This window comes from Bacteroidales bacterium, assembly GCA_041671145.1.
Classification (GTDB): domain Bacteria; phylum Bacteroidota; class Bacteroidia; order Bacteroidales; family JAHJDW01; genus JAQUPB01.
On the sequence record JBAZBZ010000031.1, the window covers coordinates 20,477 to 37,148 of the forward strand.

The following is a 16,672-nucleotide window of genomic DNA, read 5'->3' on the forward strand; positions in this document are numbered from 1 at the left end:
ACGAAGAAATCGGACATTCTGAACAAACTTTAATTAAATTGTCTGAAAACGGGTTTAATTATTTTTCCAATCAAATACTTTTCATAACCTTCTTCTAATGCATTGCAATATACCTTTAATGCTTTTTTAGTTGCTTCTAATGTTATTTCTAATTCCCTGTCGGTATGCGAATAACTAAGGGCTATCCATGGAATAAGTATTTTTGACTTTATCATTTCCTGAGCAAAAAGAGTTCGAAAAGCTAAAGAAATTTCTTCCTTATTGTTTTTGCAAACATAATTTGGAGAACAAGGATATCCTTCTACATAAAAATATTTTTCAATACCATATTGTTTTGCAATCGTGTTCATTCCGTCAATCATTTTTCTTCCATAGTTCCATATATGTTCAACAATATTTAATTTTTTATATAATTCAACGGTTTTTATAAAAGCTCCTAACCCGCACATTTCTGCTCCATGTGTAGTTGATACTAAAAATACCCTCTCTGCACCATCTTCTTTTATTCCCCCTAAATTCATTATTTCTCTTTTTCCTGTTAGTGCCGAAACAGAAAATCCGTTAGCCATTCCTTTTCCGAATGTTGTTAAGTCAGCTTCGATATTAAAATATTTTTGAGCGCCTTGTAGATGCCATCTGAATCCAGTAATCATTTCGTCTAAGATAAAAATCGAATTATTTTTTTGACAGAGTTCTTTTATTTTTTGAAGAAAATTATCTTTTGGTTCTTCTGTAACCATCGGTTCAAGAATAACACAAGCAATGTTATTTTTGTATTTTTCAAATAATTTTTCAAGAGAAGAAATATCATTATAATTAAAATGAATTGTTAAATTATATATTTCTTTCGGTATGCCTTTTTTAAGAGGAGTATCGCCTATAAACCAATCGTCATAAGAAAAGAATGGGTGGTTATTACAACGTGCTATATATTTTTTATTTGTATAAGCTCTGGCTAATTTTACTGCAGCTGAGGTTACCGTTGAGCCGTTTTTTCCAAACTTAACCATGTCTGCTGAAGGAATCAGGTTCGTGATTAATTCTGCTGCTTTTAATTCAGTTAATGATGCTCGTGTTAATCCATTGCCTTTAAATATTTCCTCAATTGCTGCTTCTGAAATTTCTTTATGTCCATAGCCAACTGTTACTGCTCTTAATCCCATTCCATAATCAAGAAGTTTATTTCCATCGGTATCAAAAACATAACATCCTTCTCCTTTTGTTAATATCGATGGTGCATTTTCCGGATATTGGTCGTCGCCTCTGCTATATGTATGAGCGCCTCCGGGAATAAGGTAATTTAATTTTTCACTAAAGTTCATGTTAAAATCCTCCGTCACTTTTTTCAATTTTATTAAGAAGTTTAAGTATTTCTATGTCTTTATCTAATGAATTTGGAAATATTGATTTTGTATTTAAATGATTTATAAAAGAAGAAATTTCGTCAATATACATTTCTTCAATTATGTTTTTATTATATCCTGCTTCGGCTTTTCCTTCGGGTTGATTAAATCTCAACCATTTTTTCTGTTCGACTTCATATAAATCAAAATAGCTATTATCCCATCTCCAGATGATTTGCCCATTTTCCATATTCAATATAAGATTTCTTATAGAATAACGTGAAACAACATCAACTATAATTGAACCCGCATAAGAATTATATTTCGTTGTAAATGCATAAGTGTCTTCGATATCTGCGCCTACATTTGTTGTTTTTAAGAAAAATCCTTTTATATCATTTGGCATTCCTAAAATATCGCAAATCCATGTTAATTCAAAAGGGACTATTTCTCTTGCTCCACCGGTTTTTCTGTTTGAAACATAGAAATCAGAAACTTTTTCCCATGGATGCCAATCAGGAAGAAAATTTCCGGAATGATAAGTGAAATTTGTTACTTTACCATATTTATTTGAATTAACTGTTTTTTTAATTTCTTTAATTAAAGGATGAAATTGTAAAGTACAAGAAGGTGCAATAAAAATTTGTTCTGATTTTGCGGTTTTGTTTAATTCTTCTAATCCTTCAATCACCACACTTGCCTCAACAAAAGCAGGTTTTTTGTTTTGAATAGCAATATTTATATAATCTGTATGTTTATCAGGAGGAGTAGAAATAATGAAAGCATTAATTTTTTTTAAATCAATACTATTAAAATTATTTGTGATTTCGATTTTGTATTTTGCATTACTTTCATCAATTCTATCAATTCGAGGGTCGAATCCAATAATATCATTAAATCCCAATGCTTTCAAGCATCGTATTCGTCGTTTGCCCATTGAACCCAATCCGATAATTAAAAATCTCATGCTATTTCTTCAGATTTTAGTTTTAAAATATTTTCGATACATATAAAATCAATGTTGTCATCAATTTCATAGTTTTGCCATCTTTCAATATAAAATGGAATTGTTTTTTCTGTGTAAAAAGTTTTATTTTTTTTGTATGAAGATGTTTTGCTTATATAAATAACTCCATAAGGGAAATATGCTTTGTCCGCTTGTTGTCGCTGATAAATTTTTGGCATATTATCAACATAAGGAATCACAAAATTTTTATCATTAATTTTTTTAATTATCATCGGATGTTCTGTATGAACTTCTCCAACGCTTACAAGTGAATCGGCATTCTGATTTGTAATTAACTTTTCTATTGCAGAATCAATATCTTCTTTTTTTCTTAAAGGAGAGGTGGGTTCTAAAAGCAATAAATAATCGAAAAATTCATCTAATTTTTCAAAAAAAATTAAACAATGAATAATTGCGTCTGAAACAGGAGATTCATCTTGGGCTAATTCAGATGGTCTCAGGAAAGGAATAGATATTCCAAAATTTCTTGAAACATCAGCTATTTTCTTATCTTCAGTAGAAACAAAAATTCTATCAATAAATTTGCTGGCAATTGCTTGTTCAATTGTCCATCCAATTAAAGGTTTACCATGTAATGGTTTTATGTTTTTACATGGTAACCCTTTGCTGCCTCCCCTTGCAGGAATTATCGCAAGAATTTTTTTATTATTAAACATTAAATTAATTGATTTGATAAAATAATTTCTTTTATTTTTTCTATAATCTTTTTATTTACGCTTGAATTTGTTGGGAAATTTATTCCTGAACTTGCAATTTCTTTACATATTTTATTGCTGAAAACAAATTTTTTATAAATATCCATACTGCTTAACGGGTAAAAGAAAGGTCTCGCGTCTATGCCTTTTTCCATAAGGCGTTGTAATAAAGTATCTCGATTTCCTGATTTTATTAGCACACTTACTATCCACGTTATTTTCTCTCTTTTTGGAAGGTTGTTTTTTTGAAATTCAATAAAATCTATTTCAGAAAGTAATCTTATATAATCATTTTCGATTTTTTTTCTGTATTCTAAAATAAAATTCACTCTTTCTAATTGTGCCAAGCCAATTGAAGCCTGAAGGTTGGTCATTCGGTAATTATATCCGATAACGTCATGCCAATATTTTTTTGTTTTACTCATTCCATGGTCTTTGAGAATTCTAATTTTTTCTGCAAGTTCTTGTGAATTAGTAACACACATTCCACCTTCACCTGTTGTTATTACTTTATTTCCAAAGAATGAAAAACAGCCGATATCACCATAAGAACCGACTTTTTTGTCATTGTATCTTGCTCCATGTGCTTCGGCGCAATCCTCGATAACAAACAATTTGTGATTTTTTGCTATTTTCATAATTGAATTCATATCGCATGGTTGTCCGTATATGTGTACAGGTATAATGGCTTTAGTTTTCGGAGTTATTGCTTTTTCGATTTCAAGAGGGTCAATGCACCAGCTGTCTTTTTCGATGTCAACAATTACTGGTGTGGCATTGCAGTGTAATATTGCATTAATTGTTGCAGCAAAAGTTAAATCAGGTACTATTACTTCATCTCCTTTCCCAATTCCTAATGCTAATAATGCTAAATGCAATGCAACAGTTCCGTTTGAAACGGCAATACCATATTTGCATTCGCAAAATTTTGAAAATTCATTTTCAAACAAGTCAATATATTTTCCCGCACTTGAAATCCAAGTTGATAAAAATGCATCGGTTAAATATTTTAGCTCATTGCCGTTCAATAATGGACTTGCAATAGGAATATGTATTCTATTTGAGAATTCGAAAAAATCTACATAATTATGGTTTTCATCAATAATAGGTATTATTTTTATTTTATCATTTGTTTTACCTATGACATCCAGAGGATTTTCATTAGAAAAAGCATAAATAAAATCTTTATTTATTAAATTTTTTATTGGTTCTTGCAACTTGCAACCTTCCAGTAATAACTTTCTTATATCTCCATCAGTTAAAATTCCATGAAGTTTATTCCTGTCATCTACTATAAACGCTATCCCTTTGCCGTTTTCGTTTATTACTTGCAAAACATCTAATAAGATTTTATTTATATTACAGAGCATTTTTGTCATAAGAAACTTTATTTTCTATTAATTCGTAATTTTTTTTAATATTCTCAATGTTATTATTTATTTCTAAAGTAACTGTTTTACCTGCAAAATTATACTTTTTAAGTAAATTCCACATATTGCTGTTCTCTAAAATTAATTTATTTTCATCTTCGGTTTTATTATTATCGCTTAAATGAATATAGTTGCTTTCTGAAAACAATGAATTTAATTCTTTATAAAAATTAAGATTTAAAGTGTTGCATGAAACTTTTAAATGCCCAATATCAAGTAGCAAATTAAAATTTATTTGTTTTTTTAATTCTAAATATTCATCAGTATTTGTTAATAAAAAAGGATTCTGTTCGTTGAAATTTTTATAATTTAATAAAGATAAAACATTATTTTCAATATATAATTCTACATTATCAGCTTCTTTTTTTATCAATTCCCATCCCATGCAAAAGCGTTCAAGGGCTTTATCTTTATCAAGCAATTTACTAAAGGTAATTCTTTTGCCAATATCATCAGTGCTTATGTCAATAAGAAAACCCGCATGTAATCCGAATTTACCAATTGATAATAGTTTTGATAGTTTAATTGAGTTTATTAAAGCAGATATTGTTTTTTCAAAAATTATTTCATCTAATGAAGCTAAGTTTAAAACAAAATTTTCTTTCTGTGGGGGGAAATAATTGTGTAAAATATAATTAATATTATACTTTTTCTTTAAATCTATTAAATCATCAACAATATTAAGATAATATTCTGTTCCACCTGATAATTCAATATTTTTAAATCCGTTCTGAACAAGCTTGATGATAGATTCATTTATATGTTTTTGTTTAACACAAGAAGTCGAAATAAATATCATTTTACCCTCCTCACCGGATTACCAACATAAGTGCCCGGTTCAGTAATATTCTTTATAACAACTGAATTGGCACCAACAATAACATTATCACATATTTTAACTTTGTCAATTACAACTGCCCCTGCTCCTATAAAACAACAGCTGCCTATGTTAACTCTTCCGCATAATACAGCTCCTATTGAAATATGGTTATGATTACCAATTATTGCTTCATGCTCTATTATGCAACTTGTATTAATTATATTATTGTTGCCGATAATAACATTAGAATTGATGTAAATGTTTGCAAAAAACTGGTTTGAGCAACCTATATCAACTCTTTTTTCTATCAGAGCTTTTGGATGTATTAAATTGTCTTTAGCAATTTGTTTGTAATATTTTTCAAAATATATTTCTCGCTGTACATTATCACCTATTGATAACACCAGATTATATTCTTCTTTAATGGCATCAATTTTTCCAACTAATTCATAGCCGTTTATAAATTCTTTATTTTTTATATCAAAAGAATTATCATATATGCCTTTTATTAAAAAACCATAACTTTCTAATATGACAATTAGGGACCTTGTATGTCCTCCTGAACCTAAAATAACAATTTCTTTATTCATTAATTATGTCGTCTTTTTTATAATTTTTGTTTGCTTTGTGTCCTATTAAATTTTTATATAATATAGGAGAAATTCCAATTCCACCAGTTCTTTTAGCAACTATGTTGTTATCTGTAAATAATTCACCTTTTTTTATGTTTTTATTTGCAACTAAACATTTCTGTAATGACTTTCTTGTTTTAATTTCAGATAATGTTGGTTTTTTTATTTCTGTTCCAAGATATGTTTCTGCTTTTTTTATAGATTTAACAAATTGCTTTAATTCTTCAGGTGTCAATGATGCTTTATGGTCGGGTCCTTGCATCTTTTTATTAATAGTAAAATGCTTTTCGATAATTTTAGCTCCCATTGAAACGGCGTAAGGTGCGGCACCGATACCGATGGAATGGTCAGAATAACCAACTAAAATATTGAATTTATCCATATAAGTTTTGAGAACATTTAGGTTAACTTCGTTGTCATTAATCGGATAATTTGCAGTACACTGTAATAAAATAATATTTTTATTAAAAGGATAAATTTCATTTAATGCAAGTTCTATTTCCGACAAATAACACATTCCAGTGGAAAGTAAAAGAGGTTTATTTTTTAGTGCTATTTTTTTAAGAAAAAGAAGGTTAGTAATGTCTGTTGAAGCTATTTTATAAGCAGGTAAATTTATTTTATCAAGTTCGTCCAAACTATCTTCATCAAAAGGAGTTGTTAAAAATATAATTTTTTTTTTCTTACAATAATTATACAGTTCCAGATTTTGATTCAAAGTTAATTCTAATTTTTTCAGCATTTCATACTGAGATTCCTTTTTGTTAGTTGTTTTGGTTTGATATTGTGCTTTAATTACATCTTTTAATATTAGTTTTTCTGTTTTGAATGTCTGAAATTTAACTGCGTCAACTTTTGCTTCAACTGCAATATCTATTAGTTTTTTAGCGATATTAATATCTCCGTTATGATTTACTCCTGCTTCCGCTATTATGAAAACAGGACTTGATTTTGAAATTTGTTTATCCGAAATATTTATTGTTTTATTAAAATTCATTTTAAGGTTTTTGTTTGAGTTATATTTGAGCTTTATATCTTTTTCGTATTTTGTTTTGCTAAATATAACAAATACTTAATTTTATAATAAGGATACCTCAAAATTACAGTTTTTTTCTTATCCTGAAAATTATGAACCGGATAGTTCTTTGGTTTTCGAATTTATTTGAGGTTAAAAATACTTTCTGCAAAGTTATCATAATTAATTTCAGCATTATAATTATTTTCCCAGTTTTCAAATGATGATTTTTGCATTTTTGCAACAATGTTTTTATTGTTAATTAAATATTTTACGGCTTCTGCTATTTCTATTTTATCGGGATTTGAACTTAACAAAATGCCATTGTTGCTGTTGACAATTTCTGAACTTCCTCCTACATCGGTTGCAATAGTCGGAATACCACAGCTTTGTGCTTCCATAATCGATACAGGAACACCCTCGGATGAACTGACGTTTATTAAAACATCAATAGGTGTTGATTTGTAAAAGTTGAACACTTCCTCATTTTTCAAAAAACCCAAAAATTTGAATTTTAAATTTGACTTTTTGTTGTTTGTTAGGTATTCTTCTACTTCACTTTTCAATTCACCTTCGCCTATATGATACCATTCAAAATACATATTGTTTAGTTCAGATGCCAGATAAACCAAGCTTTCTGCAATTAATTTAATTCTTTTAACCGGAATAATTGCCGAACACGATACAATTCTGAAAATTCCGTCTTTTGAACCGTAAGAGAGAAATTCTGTTTTTTTTACTCCTAATTTTGAAACTTCACACTTCTTTATTACTTCGGGATATTTTTTTGTAATATAATTATAACCATTGTCGGATATGAGGTATAGTCGGTCAATGTAATTGAGAGTGGTTTTTCTGAAAGGTAAAAATTTACTTAGTTCTTCATATAAATCAATTCTATGTGCTCTGCTTATAACTTTTATTTTCTTATTGTTTTTTTTCAAAAGAGCTAATCCAAGTGTTTTTGTACTTAACCAATATGTGTATAAAACAGCTTCTGATACATTATTTTTCTTGAGGTAACTTTCAAGCCATTTGTGTATAACATGAATGTTGTATGCTTCAGTTAATAATAATTTTAGTTTATATAAACTTAAAATATTTTTTATGTTTCCGCATATTTCTTTTAAAAATAGAACTGATGTAATTGCTATAAATACTCTTTTAATTAAATGTTTTTTTGTTATTGCTTTAAGGCAGTTTGCAAAATTTGTTTCAATTTTTATTTCGGGTGTTTCTGCTATCTCACCTTCTGTACATGATGGTATAATAGTTAAGTCAAAATACTTTGCAAGTGCAATAATTTCAAATGAAAGAAATGAATCTTCACGATATTTGCTGTAAGGAAATGAATCGGTGAATAAATATAATTTTCTTTTTTCCATTTTTTTCAATAAACTATCGATATAAAATGTCGGACATTACATTTTTCTTTTGAACCAATCGAGAGTTATTTTTAATCCTGTTTCGAGTTCTATCTCAGGGTTGTAATTGATTAATTTTTGTGCTTTGTTGATATCGGCATAAGAATTTTTTATATCTCCTGTTCTTTCGGGGTTATAAACAGGAAAAATGGAGGAAGCGGTTAAATTTTTTATTAACTCATAAAGTTTATTTATTGATGTTTTTCTGCCGCAAGCAATATTGAAAACTTTTCCTTTTGACTCTGTAATATCGGAAAAGGCAGCTTTAATATTTGCCTGAACTGCATTTTCAATGAAAGTAAAGTCGCGGGTTTGTTCGCCATCGCCATTTATTGCCGGTTGTATATTATTTAACAATGCGGTAATAAAAATAGGAATTACGGCAGCATAAGGTCCATCGGGATTTTGACGTGGTCCGAAAATATTAAAATATCTTAAACCTACAATATTCATATCATAAATCTTTCTGAATACTCCTGAATATAATTCATTTGAAATTTTTGAAACTGCATAAGGAGACAGCGGATTGCCCGTTATTTCTTCTTTTTTCGGTAATGTATTATTATCTCCATAAACCGAAGAAGAACTGGCATAAATAAAACGTCTTACTTTTGATTCTTTTGCTGCAAAAAGCATATTTACAAAACCATTGACATTTGATTCGTTAGTGGCAACAGGATTTTGCACTGAGCGGGGAACAGAACAAAGAGCGGCTTCGTGAAAAACAATATCAACATTTTTGCATGCTTTTAGGCAAGAATTATAATTTTTAATATCGGCATTTATGAATTCAAAATTTTTTAAATTCATAAAGGGTTTAATATTTTCAATTGACCCGGACGACAAATTGTCAATGACAGTGATTTTAGGCGCATCGTATTTTACTAAATATTCAACAATGTTAGAACCGATAAATCCTGCTCCGCCTGTTACAAGAAATGAATACCGGTTTAAATCTTCCTCGTGATATTTTTTTTCGTACATTTTAATTTTTTTTATAATTTTATTTTACAAACATCGGGCACTTTTACTTTGTGTTTATTGCAATTATGCCGCGTAATATATATATTTAAAATAGCAACTTGTTTTTTAGTCAGCTTGTTTTTTTTAATTTCAGGTAAAGAATTAAGTTTATTTTTTTTGCAATAATTCATTGCCCATTCGAGTTCATTGTAAGTTGCTCCGATTTGTTCTTCATCGCATTTGTCAATTTCCCACAAACCGTCTGTTGGTGCTGCTTTTTGAATTGATATTGGCACATCAAGAAACTTTCCGAGTGCATATACTTCCGATTTTAAAAGGTCGCCGATAGGGTTAATATCAACGCCGCCGTCGCCATATTTTGTAAAAAAGCCAACACCGAAATCTTCAATTTTATTTCCGGTGCCGCATACAAGGTAATTATTTGTATTGGCAAAAGCATAAAGTGTAACCATTCGTAAACGGGAACGGATGTTTGCTAAAGCAAGTTCTCCTTTTGCAATTTCGGGTAAATTACCAATCAACTCCGAAAAAACACCTGACATGTCAATTGTATGTGAAGAAACATTTTTAAATTTCTTTTTCAGCCAATTTATGTGTTCAATGGAAAGCTCATATTGTTCTTTGTTTTGAAAAATAGGCATACTCAAAACTATAACAGGAAAATTTGTTCCGGCACAAAGAGCAGAAGTAACGGCTGAATCAATTCCACCGGATATGCCGATAACAAATCCTTTTTGTTTTGATGTGTTTAATTTTTTTATCAGCCAGTTTGTAATATATTTTGTAACTTTTTTGCAGTTCATAATTTTTATAAGTTCTGTTCAATGCATGGTGAAATTGCCCCAAAATTAGTACTAATCTTTTAATTGGGAAAATTTATATTGAATATTTTTAAAACAAAAAAGCTGTCAAATATTATGACAGCTTTTTAAAAGTTATAAATTAAATTTTCTATTTGCTTTTTGTTGTTGGCAGCGGAATACATGAAAGTTTTACCCAGTATATATCATAACCGCCCAAACTTGTAAGTGTTTTAGTTCCAAAAACTGCATTTCCTTTTAGCTCGCCGCAGATATATACGTTTCCTTTTTTATCTAAAAATATACTTTCGGCACTTTCAATGTCTTTGCCTCCACCCCGTATTAATCCGGTTAGATTTCCATTAGAATCATATTTTGCAACAAAGATATCATTTATTCCGGCGCTTGTAACTGAATATTTGTCAAAATTGCAAGTGCTTTGGAATATTCCTGTTACATACACATTACCGTTTGCATCGGCAGCACATTCTGTTGCAATTTCCGTTCCTCTGCTACCTGCAGTTCTTGCCCATACTACATTACCTTTTGGGTCATATTTTGTCAGGAACATGTCTTCATTTCCAACGCTGTGTACATATGTTCCGCCAAAAGAAACAGTATCGGTAAAACGTCCTGTCATATACGAATTTCCGTTATTATCAACGGAAACGCCAAATACATCGTCGTAATCTTTTCCGCCGGCTTGTTTTGCCCACATTGTATTGCCGTTCTGGTCATATTTTATCAAAAATATGTCGAAATCACCAATTGTAGTCATTTGGAAATCGTCGCTATGCAAAGTTCCTTTAAAATCGCCGACAACAAATACGTTACCAGCACCATCGCAGGCAACAGTATAACTTTCAACATCTTCTTTACTTGAAATTTGTTCTGTCCAAACAACATTTCCTTGTATGTCGAATTTGCAGATGAATGCATCTTTTGCACCTGCTGATGTTAAATTAAAGTTTCCGAATTGTGCCGTTGATTTGAAAAATCCTGTCAGATAAACGTTATTATAAGTATCAACAGCAATACCGCTTGCTTCATCATCGCTGCTGCCGCCCACTCTTTTAACCCATTGTACTGTGCCGTTCTGGTCGTACTTTGCAAGAAATGCATCGGAAGCTCCTGCGCTTGATACTTTTATTTTATCAAATGCTGCCTGATTTGAAATTATACCTCCGACATAAATATTGCCTTTGCTGTCAGTAGCAACACTATATGCCCTGTCGTCATCAATACCTCCGCCGTGTCTTACCCATACGAGGTTTCCTTTAATGTCATATTTAGCTAAAAAGGCATCATAATCGCCACTGCTTATGATTGAATCTTTGTCAAAATAAGCTGTTCCTGAAAAACGTCCAACGATGAATACATTTCCTGCATCGTCAAGGGTTATTGAATAACCTAAATCAACATCATGTCCGCCTGCCTGTTTTATAATTTCCCAGCAGTTTTGGTTTTTGTCCTGTGCGTACAATATACCGGTTGAAACCACTAATGCAACCAACAATAGAAATAATTTTTTCATAGTTTTAAAGATTAAATGTTTTTAAAAAAGTTCTCAAATATATAAATTATTTTAAATAAAACAATTTTTTAGAATATAATTATGATTAATTTTTGATTTTTTTCTCAATTTCTTCAATGTAGTTTTTAAATTGCCTGTCGGTTTCCATTAAGTTATTTACGGTTCTGCATGCATGTAAAACGGTTGCATGGTCTTTGTTTCCGCAATGTAATCCTATCATGGCAAGAGATAGTTTAGTAAAGCTTTTTGAAAAATACATTGCGATTTGGCGTGCCTGTACAACTTCCCTTTTACGTGTTTTTGAGCCAATCATTTCGGGAGGTACATTAAAATATTCGCAAACTATTTTCTGGATATAATCAATATTGATTTCTCTTGCACTTTTTTTAACGCAAACGTCAAGCACCTGTTTGGCTAAGGCAAGATTTATGGCTTTTTTATTAAGAGTTGACTGGGCAATTAATGATATTAATGCTCCTTCAATTTCACGAATGTTTGTTGTTATGTTCGTTGCAAGATATTCAATTACATCATGCGGTATTTCAATACCTTCGTTATATATTTTCTTTTCAAATATTGCGATGCGGGTTTCAAGGTCGGGAGGTTGAAGGTCGGCAGCCAAGCCCCATTTAAATCGCGAGAGCAAACGTTGTTCGATATTTTGTATTTCAACCGGCGGCTTGTCGGATGTGAGTATTATTTGCTTTCCTGAACGGTGCAGATGGTTAAAAACATCGAAAAATATATTTTGTGTTCCTTCTTTTCCCGACAAAAAATGAACGTCATCTAATATTAATGTATCAAGCATCTGGTAAAAATGAATGAAATCGTTATGATGTCCGTTTCTTGTTGCGTCAACGTATTGTTGAACAAATTTATTTGTTTCAACATATACTACTGTTTTATTCGGAAAATTATTTTTTATCTGAATTCCTATAGCATGTCCTAAATGAGTTTTTCCTAAGCCAACTTTGCTGTATATAAATAAAGGATTAAAAGAAGTGCCGCCAGGATTACTTGCTATTGCAAGTCCTGCAGCTCTCGCGAGTCGGTTGCAGTCGCCTTCAACAAAATTATCGAAAGAGTATATAGGGTTAAGTTGAGAGTGTACCTCTACTTTTTTTAATCCGGGAATAATAAAAGGATTGCGTATAGTATTATCTTCGTTAATATTTACAGGCAGAGCTATCGGCGGGTTTTTTAGTTCCTTTGAGTTTTTTGTCGGTACTTTAATTGTAACCGGTGATTTGCTCAAAGTATTGTCAACTACAATACTGTATTCCAGCCGTCCTTCATTTCCAAGTTCTTTTTTTATCGTTTTTCTCAAAAGTGTGATATAATGTTCTTCCAACCATTCATAGAAAAACTGACTGGGAACCTGAATTGTCAATACATCGTTTTCTAATTTTAGTGGTTTGATTGGTTCAAACCAAGTTTTAAAACTCTGCAGGTTTATATTATCTTGTATAACCTTTAAGCAATTATCCCAAGCTTTTACAAAATCCTTTTCCATTATTTGCTATAAGTAATTTTTAATTCATGACTCAGAATTGGTTAAAATTTGATTAAATTAAACGGGATTTCTATGCTGTAAATTAAATCAACTATCTAATCAAAATTTATTTTTACAAATATTAAAAAAAAATAAAATTAAAAAAAAATTTTTTGTCTTGTTTTTTTAAAAAAAATACATTAACTAAAAGGCATATATAAAAGTATTTTTATATGTTATGGTGAAAAATATTTTTTGCAATGTTAAGAAAATTAAAATCCATTTTCCAAAAAAAATAATTCATTTTTCTTTGTACTATTATCAATAAATCCTGTCGGATATTTTTTTTGTAATTTATATTCTTATTTACTTCCAAGGGATTCAATGTTATCAGCAAATTTTTTTATTGAAAATACAATGCTTTCAGAATATTTTTTTCTTATTGAAAATTTTATTTCACAATTTGTTTCTGAGTAGCTCACTTCGTATTTGACTTTATTTTCAATAAATATCCTGATTAAGTCATTTAAAAATTCATATTTTGCAGTTGCTTTAAAATTTTCATTTATTGTTTGAGTTATTATTTCGGCTTTTTCTATTGAATCGGCGGCGGCATTTCTGTACGCTTTTGTTAAGCCGTTTATTCCAAGCAACGAACCACCGAAATATCTAACAACTACAATGAGCACATTTGTCAAATCGTTTGATGTTATTTGATTTAAAATCGGTTTGCCTGCTGTATTGCTTGGTTCGCCGTCATCACTGGCTTTTTGTATCGTTTTTTTGTAACCTATTACATAAGCATAGCATTTATGATTCGCACTATGATGTTTTTTTCTGATTTCATTTATTATTGATTTTGTTTCTTCAACTGAAGATACAGGATAAGCAAAAGATAAAAACTTACTTCCTCTGTCTTTAAAAATTCCTTCTGATTTTTTTTTAATCGTTTTATATGTATCGTCGGAAAACATTTGTTTAAATATTTTGTCTTAATTAAGCTGCTAAATTTTTTTTTGCCAAGGGCGTAGGGCTTAGTGTTTAAAATAATTTCTGCTAAAACTACAAACAACAAACTACAAACATTTTTTATGAATTTGCAACCAAAAATATTGCGGCTATTGCAGAAATTAATCCAATTAAATTAACTCTCGAAAGTTTTTCATGAAAGAACAACAAACCAGCCAATGCCGATAAACAAATAATAGTTGAGTTAAAAAGCGGAAAGAAAACCGAGCTGTCGAATTTTCGCGAGCCAATGGCTTTCATAAAATAATATGTGGAATAAAAATTAAATATTCCGAGTATTATTCCTCCGCAAATATTTTTTAAAGTGATTTTAATTTTTTTTGTTGAAACCAAAAATATTGTGATGATTGCTCCGATAAAAAAACTTATTATGAAAACAGCTAAAAGATATGATGGCAGTTCGTTTTTTTCTAATTCTTTAAGCATAACATAATTTAGTAAAGTGTCGTTTATTCCGCTGCCTGCAAATAAAACCAACGGTAAAAGAAAAAGTGGCATTGAGATTTTTTTGTTGCTTCTGTTTTTTACAGATGCAAGGTAGAATGCAATAAGGGCAAGAAATATTCCGGCAATTCTGAGCAAATTAACGGAATCATTAAAATAAATAAATGCGAAAATTACAGGAATAATTATTGACATTTTACTTGATATCACTGAAACGGAAATGCCCGCTTTTTGTGTGGATATCCCGAAAATATTGAACATGAGAATAAATAATATTCCATTAAGTAATGCATATTTAAACCAACTTGTGCCGGTAATTGAAATTAAATTAATTTTTATGTCTGAAAAAGCAACGCAAAAAATTATTGCAATCAGATAGTTTATAATTATTGCCTGAAAAATGCTTATGCCAAACTTTTCAAATAATTTGAATAAAATTATTATTGCCATTGATGTGATGATGGCAAGGAGCACATATAACATGGGTTAATTTATTTTATATTCCTAAAATACTTAAAGCTTAAAGGGTTTGTGGTTTGTAGTTTTAATCATGTAAAATAAAGTACTTAGAGTTTTTTTTAAATAATGATTGCAATTAATCCATATTTTAAACTTTCTGAGCTTTGTGTAAAACTTTGTGTTCTTTGTGGTAAAAAAAAGATAACCACAAAGTTCGCAAAGAAAATTTCACGAAGGACACAAAGAATTATAATTGATTAACGGTGTTATATTTTTTTATATAAAGTTTATATTAAACCACAAACTTATTTTATCTGATTATTTTTATAAAAATACAATTTGTCATTTTCCGAAAAACTTTCTGAAATCAAATTTCCTTTTATTTTCGGGGCTTCGAGTCCTTTACCGAAATTTTTATTTCCAATCAAAATGCACACTTCATCCCATAAATTTTCCTTTATAAATGACTCAAGAAGTATTTTACCTCCTTCAATAATTAACGATTGAATATTTCTTTTGAATAATTCCTTTATTATTTCTTCGGGTACATTTTTTGAAAAATCAATCAATACATACTCTGTGTTTTTTCTGGCAGATTTTGATATTGAAGTAAAAACAAGAGTGGGAGTGGAGCCATCAAGTAAATTAAGGTTTTCATTAAGAACAAGATTTTTATCAAGAACTATTCTTAAAGGATTTTTTCCTTTCCATTCCCTTGTTGTTAATTTAGGATTGTCATTGATAGCGGTTACTCTTCCTATTATTATTGCCTGTTCCTCTGAACGCCATTTGTGAACGAGTAATCTTGTTATTTCATCGTTAATCCACACAGGTGAACCAATGTTTTGCGGGTTTCTTTCTGCATCAATAAAACCGTCAGTGGTCTGTGCCCATTTCAAAAAAATATATGGACGTTTTTTTTCGTGAAATGTAAAAAATCTTTTATTTAATTCTTTACACTCATTTTCGAGAACGCCTGCTTTTACGTCAACACCTGCTTTTATAAGCATTTCAATGCCTTTGCAATTTACTTTAATAAAACAATCGGTTGTGCCAATAATAACTTTTGGAATTTTATATTTTAAAATTATTTCTGTGCAAGGTGGTGTTTTGCCGAAATGACAGCATGGTTCGAGGTTTACATATAAGGTTGAATTTTTTAGCTGTGATTTATCTTTAACGGAATTAATTGCATTCACTTCGGCATGCGATTCGCCATATTTCACGTGGTAACCTTCGCCAATGATAGTATTGTTATTGACAATAATACAACCCACCATTGGATTTGGAGCAACATTGCCGAGTCCGTTTGCGGCAAGTTCAATACATCTTTTAATATATTTTTCGTCATTAATCACAAACCAAAATTAATGTTAATTAATTAATTTCAATTAGTATTTTTGTTTTTTTATTTATTATCATTAGCGTACCATAAAAATTAAAACATTTTTAACTGACTATATAAAAGTTCTTTGACATTTTGATGATAAGGTTTATTGATAAGCTCTTTCACTGGTGTTTTATCAAGTAACGATATGCTTAAT

Annotated in this window: 15 protein-coding genes; all 15 read right to left on the reverse strand. The window is 30.0% G+C overall.

The annotated features are described in order from the left end of the window. Positions 1–29: 29 nt before the first annotated feature. Complete coding sequence (locus WC223_10010; GenBank protein MFA6924573.1) at positions 30–1,340, reverse strand: glutamate-1-semialdehyde 2,1-aminomutase; 1,311 nt, start codon at positions 1,338–1,340, stop codon at positions 30–32. After that, entirely contained in the window at positions 1,324–2,310 is a 987-nt protein-coding gene (locus WC223_10015; protein MFA6924574.1) for a Gfo/Idh/MocA family oxidoreductase, read from the reverse strand. The genes WC223_10010 and WC223_10015 overlap by 17 nt, the downstream gene beginning before the upstream one ends. After that, complete coding sequence (locus WC223_10020; GenBank protein ID MFA6924575.1) at positions 2,307–3,026, reverse strand: acylneuraminate cytidylyltransferase family protein; 720 nt, start codon at positions 3,024–3,026, stop codon at positions 2,307–2,309. The genes WC223_10015 and WC223_10020 overlap by 4 nt, the downstream gene beginning before the upstream one ends. Further along, on the reverse strand, positions 3,026–4,444 hold the full coding sequence (locus WC223_10025; GenBank protein ID MFA6924576.1) for an aminotransferase class I/II-fold pyridoxal phosphate-dependent enzyme: 1,419 nt from the start codon (positions 4,442–4,444) through the stop codon (positions 3,026–3,028). Before WC223_10025 ends, WC223_10020 begins: the two co-directional genes overlap by 1 nt. Beyond that, complete coding sequence (locus WC223_10030; GenBank protein ID MFA6924577.1) at positions 4,425–5,294, reverse strand: TIM barrel protein; 870 nt, start codon at positions 5,292–5,294, stop codon at positions 4,425–4,427. The genes WC223_10025 and WC223_10030 overlap by 20 nt, the downstream gene beginning before the upstream one ends. Next, the gene (locus WC223_10035; GenBank protein ID MFA6924578.1) at positions 5,291–5,905 is read right to left on the reverse strand and encodes a NeuD/PglB/VioB family sugar acetyltransferase; all 615 of its coding nucleotides are present in this window, start codon (positions 5,903–5,905) and stop codon (positions 5,291–5,293) included. The genes WC223_10030 and WC223_10035 overlap by 4 nt, the downstream gene beginning before the upstream one ends. Then, the gene (neuB, locus tag WC223_10040; GenBank protein MFA6924579.1) at positions 5,898–6,944 is read right to left on the reverse strand and encodes an N-acetylneuraminate synthase; all 1,047 of its coding nucleotides are present in this window, start codon (positions 6,942–6,944) and stop codon (positions 5,898–5,900) included. The genes WC223_10035 and neuB overlap by 8 nt, the downstream gene beginning before the upstream one ends. Before the next feature lie 161 nt (positions 6,945–7,105). Next, positions 7,106–8,347 carry a glycosyltransferase gene (locus WC223_10045; protein MFA6924580.1) on the reverse strand — a complete coding sequence of 414 codons (1,242 nt, stop codon included), beginning with the start codon at positions 8,345–8,347 and terminating at the stop codon, positions 7,106–7,108. Between the two features lie 36 nt (positions 8,348–8,383). After that, positions 8,384–9,370, reverse strand: coding sequence for an SDR family oxidoreductase (locus WC223_10050; GenBank protein MFA6924581.1), 987 nt, complete (start codon positions 9,368–9,370; stop codon positions 8,384–8,386). Positions 9,371–9,381: 11 nt separating this feature from the next. Further along, on the reverse strand, positions 9,382–10,173 hold the full coding sequence (gene nadE / locus WC223_10055) for an NAD(+) synthase (GenBank protein ID MFA6924582.1): 792 nt from the start codon (positions 10,171–10,173) through the stop codon (positions 9,382–9,384). Positions 10,174–10,321: 148 nt separating this feature from the next. After that, positions 10,322–11,704 (reverse strand): SBBP repeat-containing protein, encoded by a 1,383-nt coding sequence (locus tag WC223_10060; GenBank protein MFA6924583.1) that lies wholly within the window; start codon positions 11,702–11,704, stop codon positions 10,322–10,324. An 85-nt stretch (positions 11,705–11,789) separates the two neighbouring features. Continuing rightward, positions 11,790–13,217, reverse strand: coding sequence for a chromosomal replication initiator protein DnaA (gene dnaA / locus WC223_10065; protein ID MFA6924584.1), 1,428 nt, complete (start codon positions 13,215–13,217; stop codon positions 11,790–11,792). A 341-nt stretch (positions 13,218–13,558) separates the two neighbouring features. After that, the gene (locus tag WC223_10070) at positions 13,559–14,170 is read right to left on the reverse strand and encodes a YigZ family protein (protein MFA6924585.1); all 612 of its coding nucleotides are present in this window, start codon (positions 14,168–14,170) and stop codon (positions 13,559–13,561) included. Between the two features lie 115 nt (positions 14,171–14,285). Continuing rightward, positions 14,286–15,152, reverse strand: coding sequence for an EamA family transporter (locus WC223_10075; protein ID MFA6924586.1), 867 nt, complete (start codon positions 15,150–15,152; stop codon positions 14,286–14,288). A gap of 281 nt (positions 15,153–15,433) precedes the next feature. Continuing rightward, on the reverse strand, positions 15,434–16,486 hold the full coding sequence (ribD, locus tag WC223_10080; GenBank protein MFA6924587.1) for a bifunctional diaminohydroxyphosphoribosylaminopyrimidine deaminase/5-amino-6-(5-phosphoribosylamino)uracil reductase RibD: 1,053 nt from the start codon (positions 16,484–16,486) through the stop codon (positions 15,434–15,436). Positions 16,487–16,672 lie beyond the last annotated feature (186 nt).

Excerpts from the sequence above, each read along its gene's own strand:
- WC223_10015 (MFA6924574.1), bottom strand. The coding sequence starts at position 2,310 with ATGAGATTTTTAATTATCGGATTGGGTTCAATGGGCAAACGACGAATA.
- WC223_10020 (MFA6924575.1), bottom strand. The coding sequence starts at position 3,026 with ATGTTTAATAATAAAAAAATTCTTGCGATAATTCCTGCAAGGGGAGGC.
- WC223_10025 (MFA6924576.1), bottom strand. The coding sequence starts at position 4,444 with ATGACAAAAATGCTCTGTAATATAAATAAAATCTTATTAGATGTTTTG.
- WC223_10030 (MFA6924577.1), bottom strand. The coding sequence starts at position 5,294 with ATGATATTTATTTCGACTTCTTGTGTTAAACAAAAACATATAAATGAA.
- WC223_10035 (MFA6924578.1), bottom strand. The coding sequence starts at position 5,905 with ATGAATAAAGAAATTGTTATTTTAGGTTCAGGAGGACATACAAGGTCC.
- neuB (MFA6924579.1), bottom strand. The coding sequence starts at position 6,944 with ATGAATTTTAATAAAACAATAAATATTTCGGATAAACAAATTTCAAAA.
- WC223_10045 (MFA6924580.1), bottom strand. The coding sequence starts at position 8,347 with ATGGAAAAAAGAAAATTATATTTATTCACCGATTCATTTCCTTACAGC.
- WC223_10050 (MFA6924581.1), bottom strand. The coding sequence starts at position 9,370 with ATGTACGAAAAAAAATATCACGAGGAAGATTTAAACCGGTATTCATTT.
- nadE (MFA6924582.1), bottom strand. The coding sequence starts at position 10,173 with ATGAACTGCAAAAAAGTTACAAAATATATTACAAACTGGCTGATAAAA.
- WC223_10060 (MFA6924583.1), bottom strand. The coding sequence starts at position 11,704 with ATGAAAAAATTATTTCTATTGTTGGTTGCATTAGTGGTTTCAACCGGT.
- dnaA (MFA6924584.1), bottom strand. The coding sequence starts at position 13,217 with ATGGAAAAGGATTTTGTAAAAGCTTGGGATAATTGCTTAAAGGTTATA.
- WC223_10070 (MFA6924585.1), bottom strand. The coding sequence starts at position 14,170 with ATGTTTTCCGACGATACATATAAAACGATTAAAAAAAAATCAGAAGGA.
- WC223_10075 (MFA6924586.1), bottom strand. The coding sequence starts at position 15,152 with ATGTTATATGTGCTCCTTGCCATCATCACATCAATGGCAATAATAATT.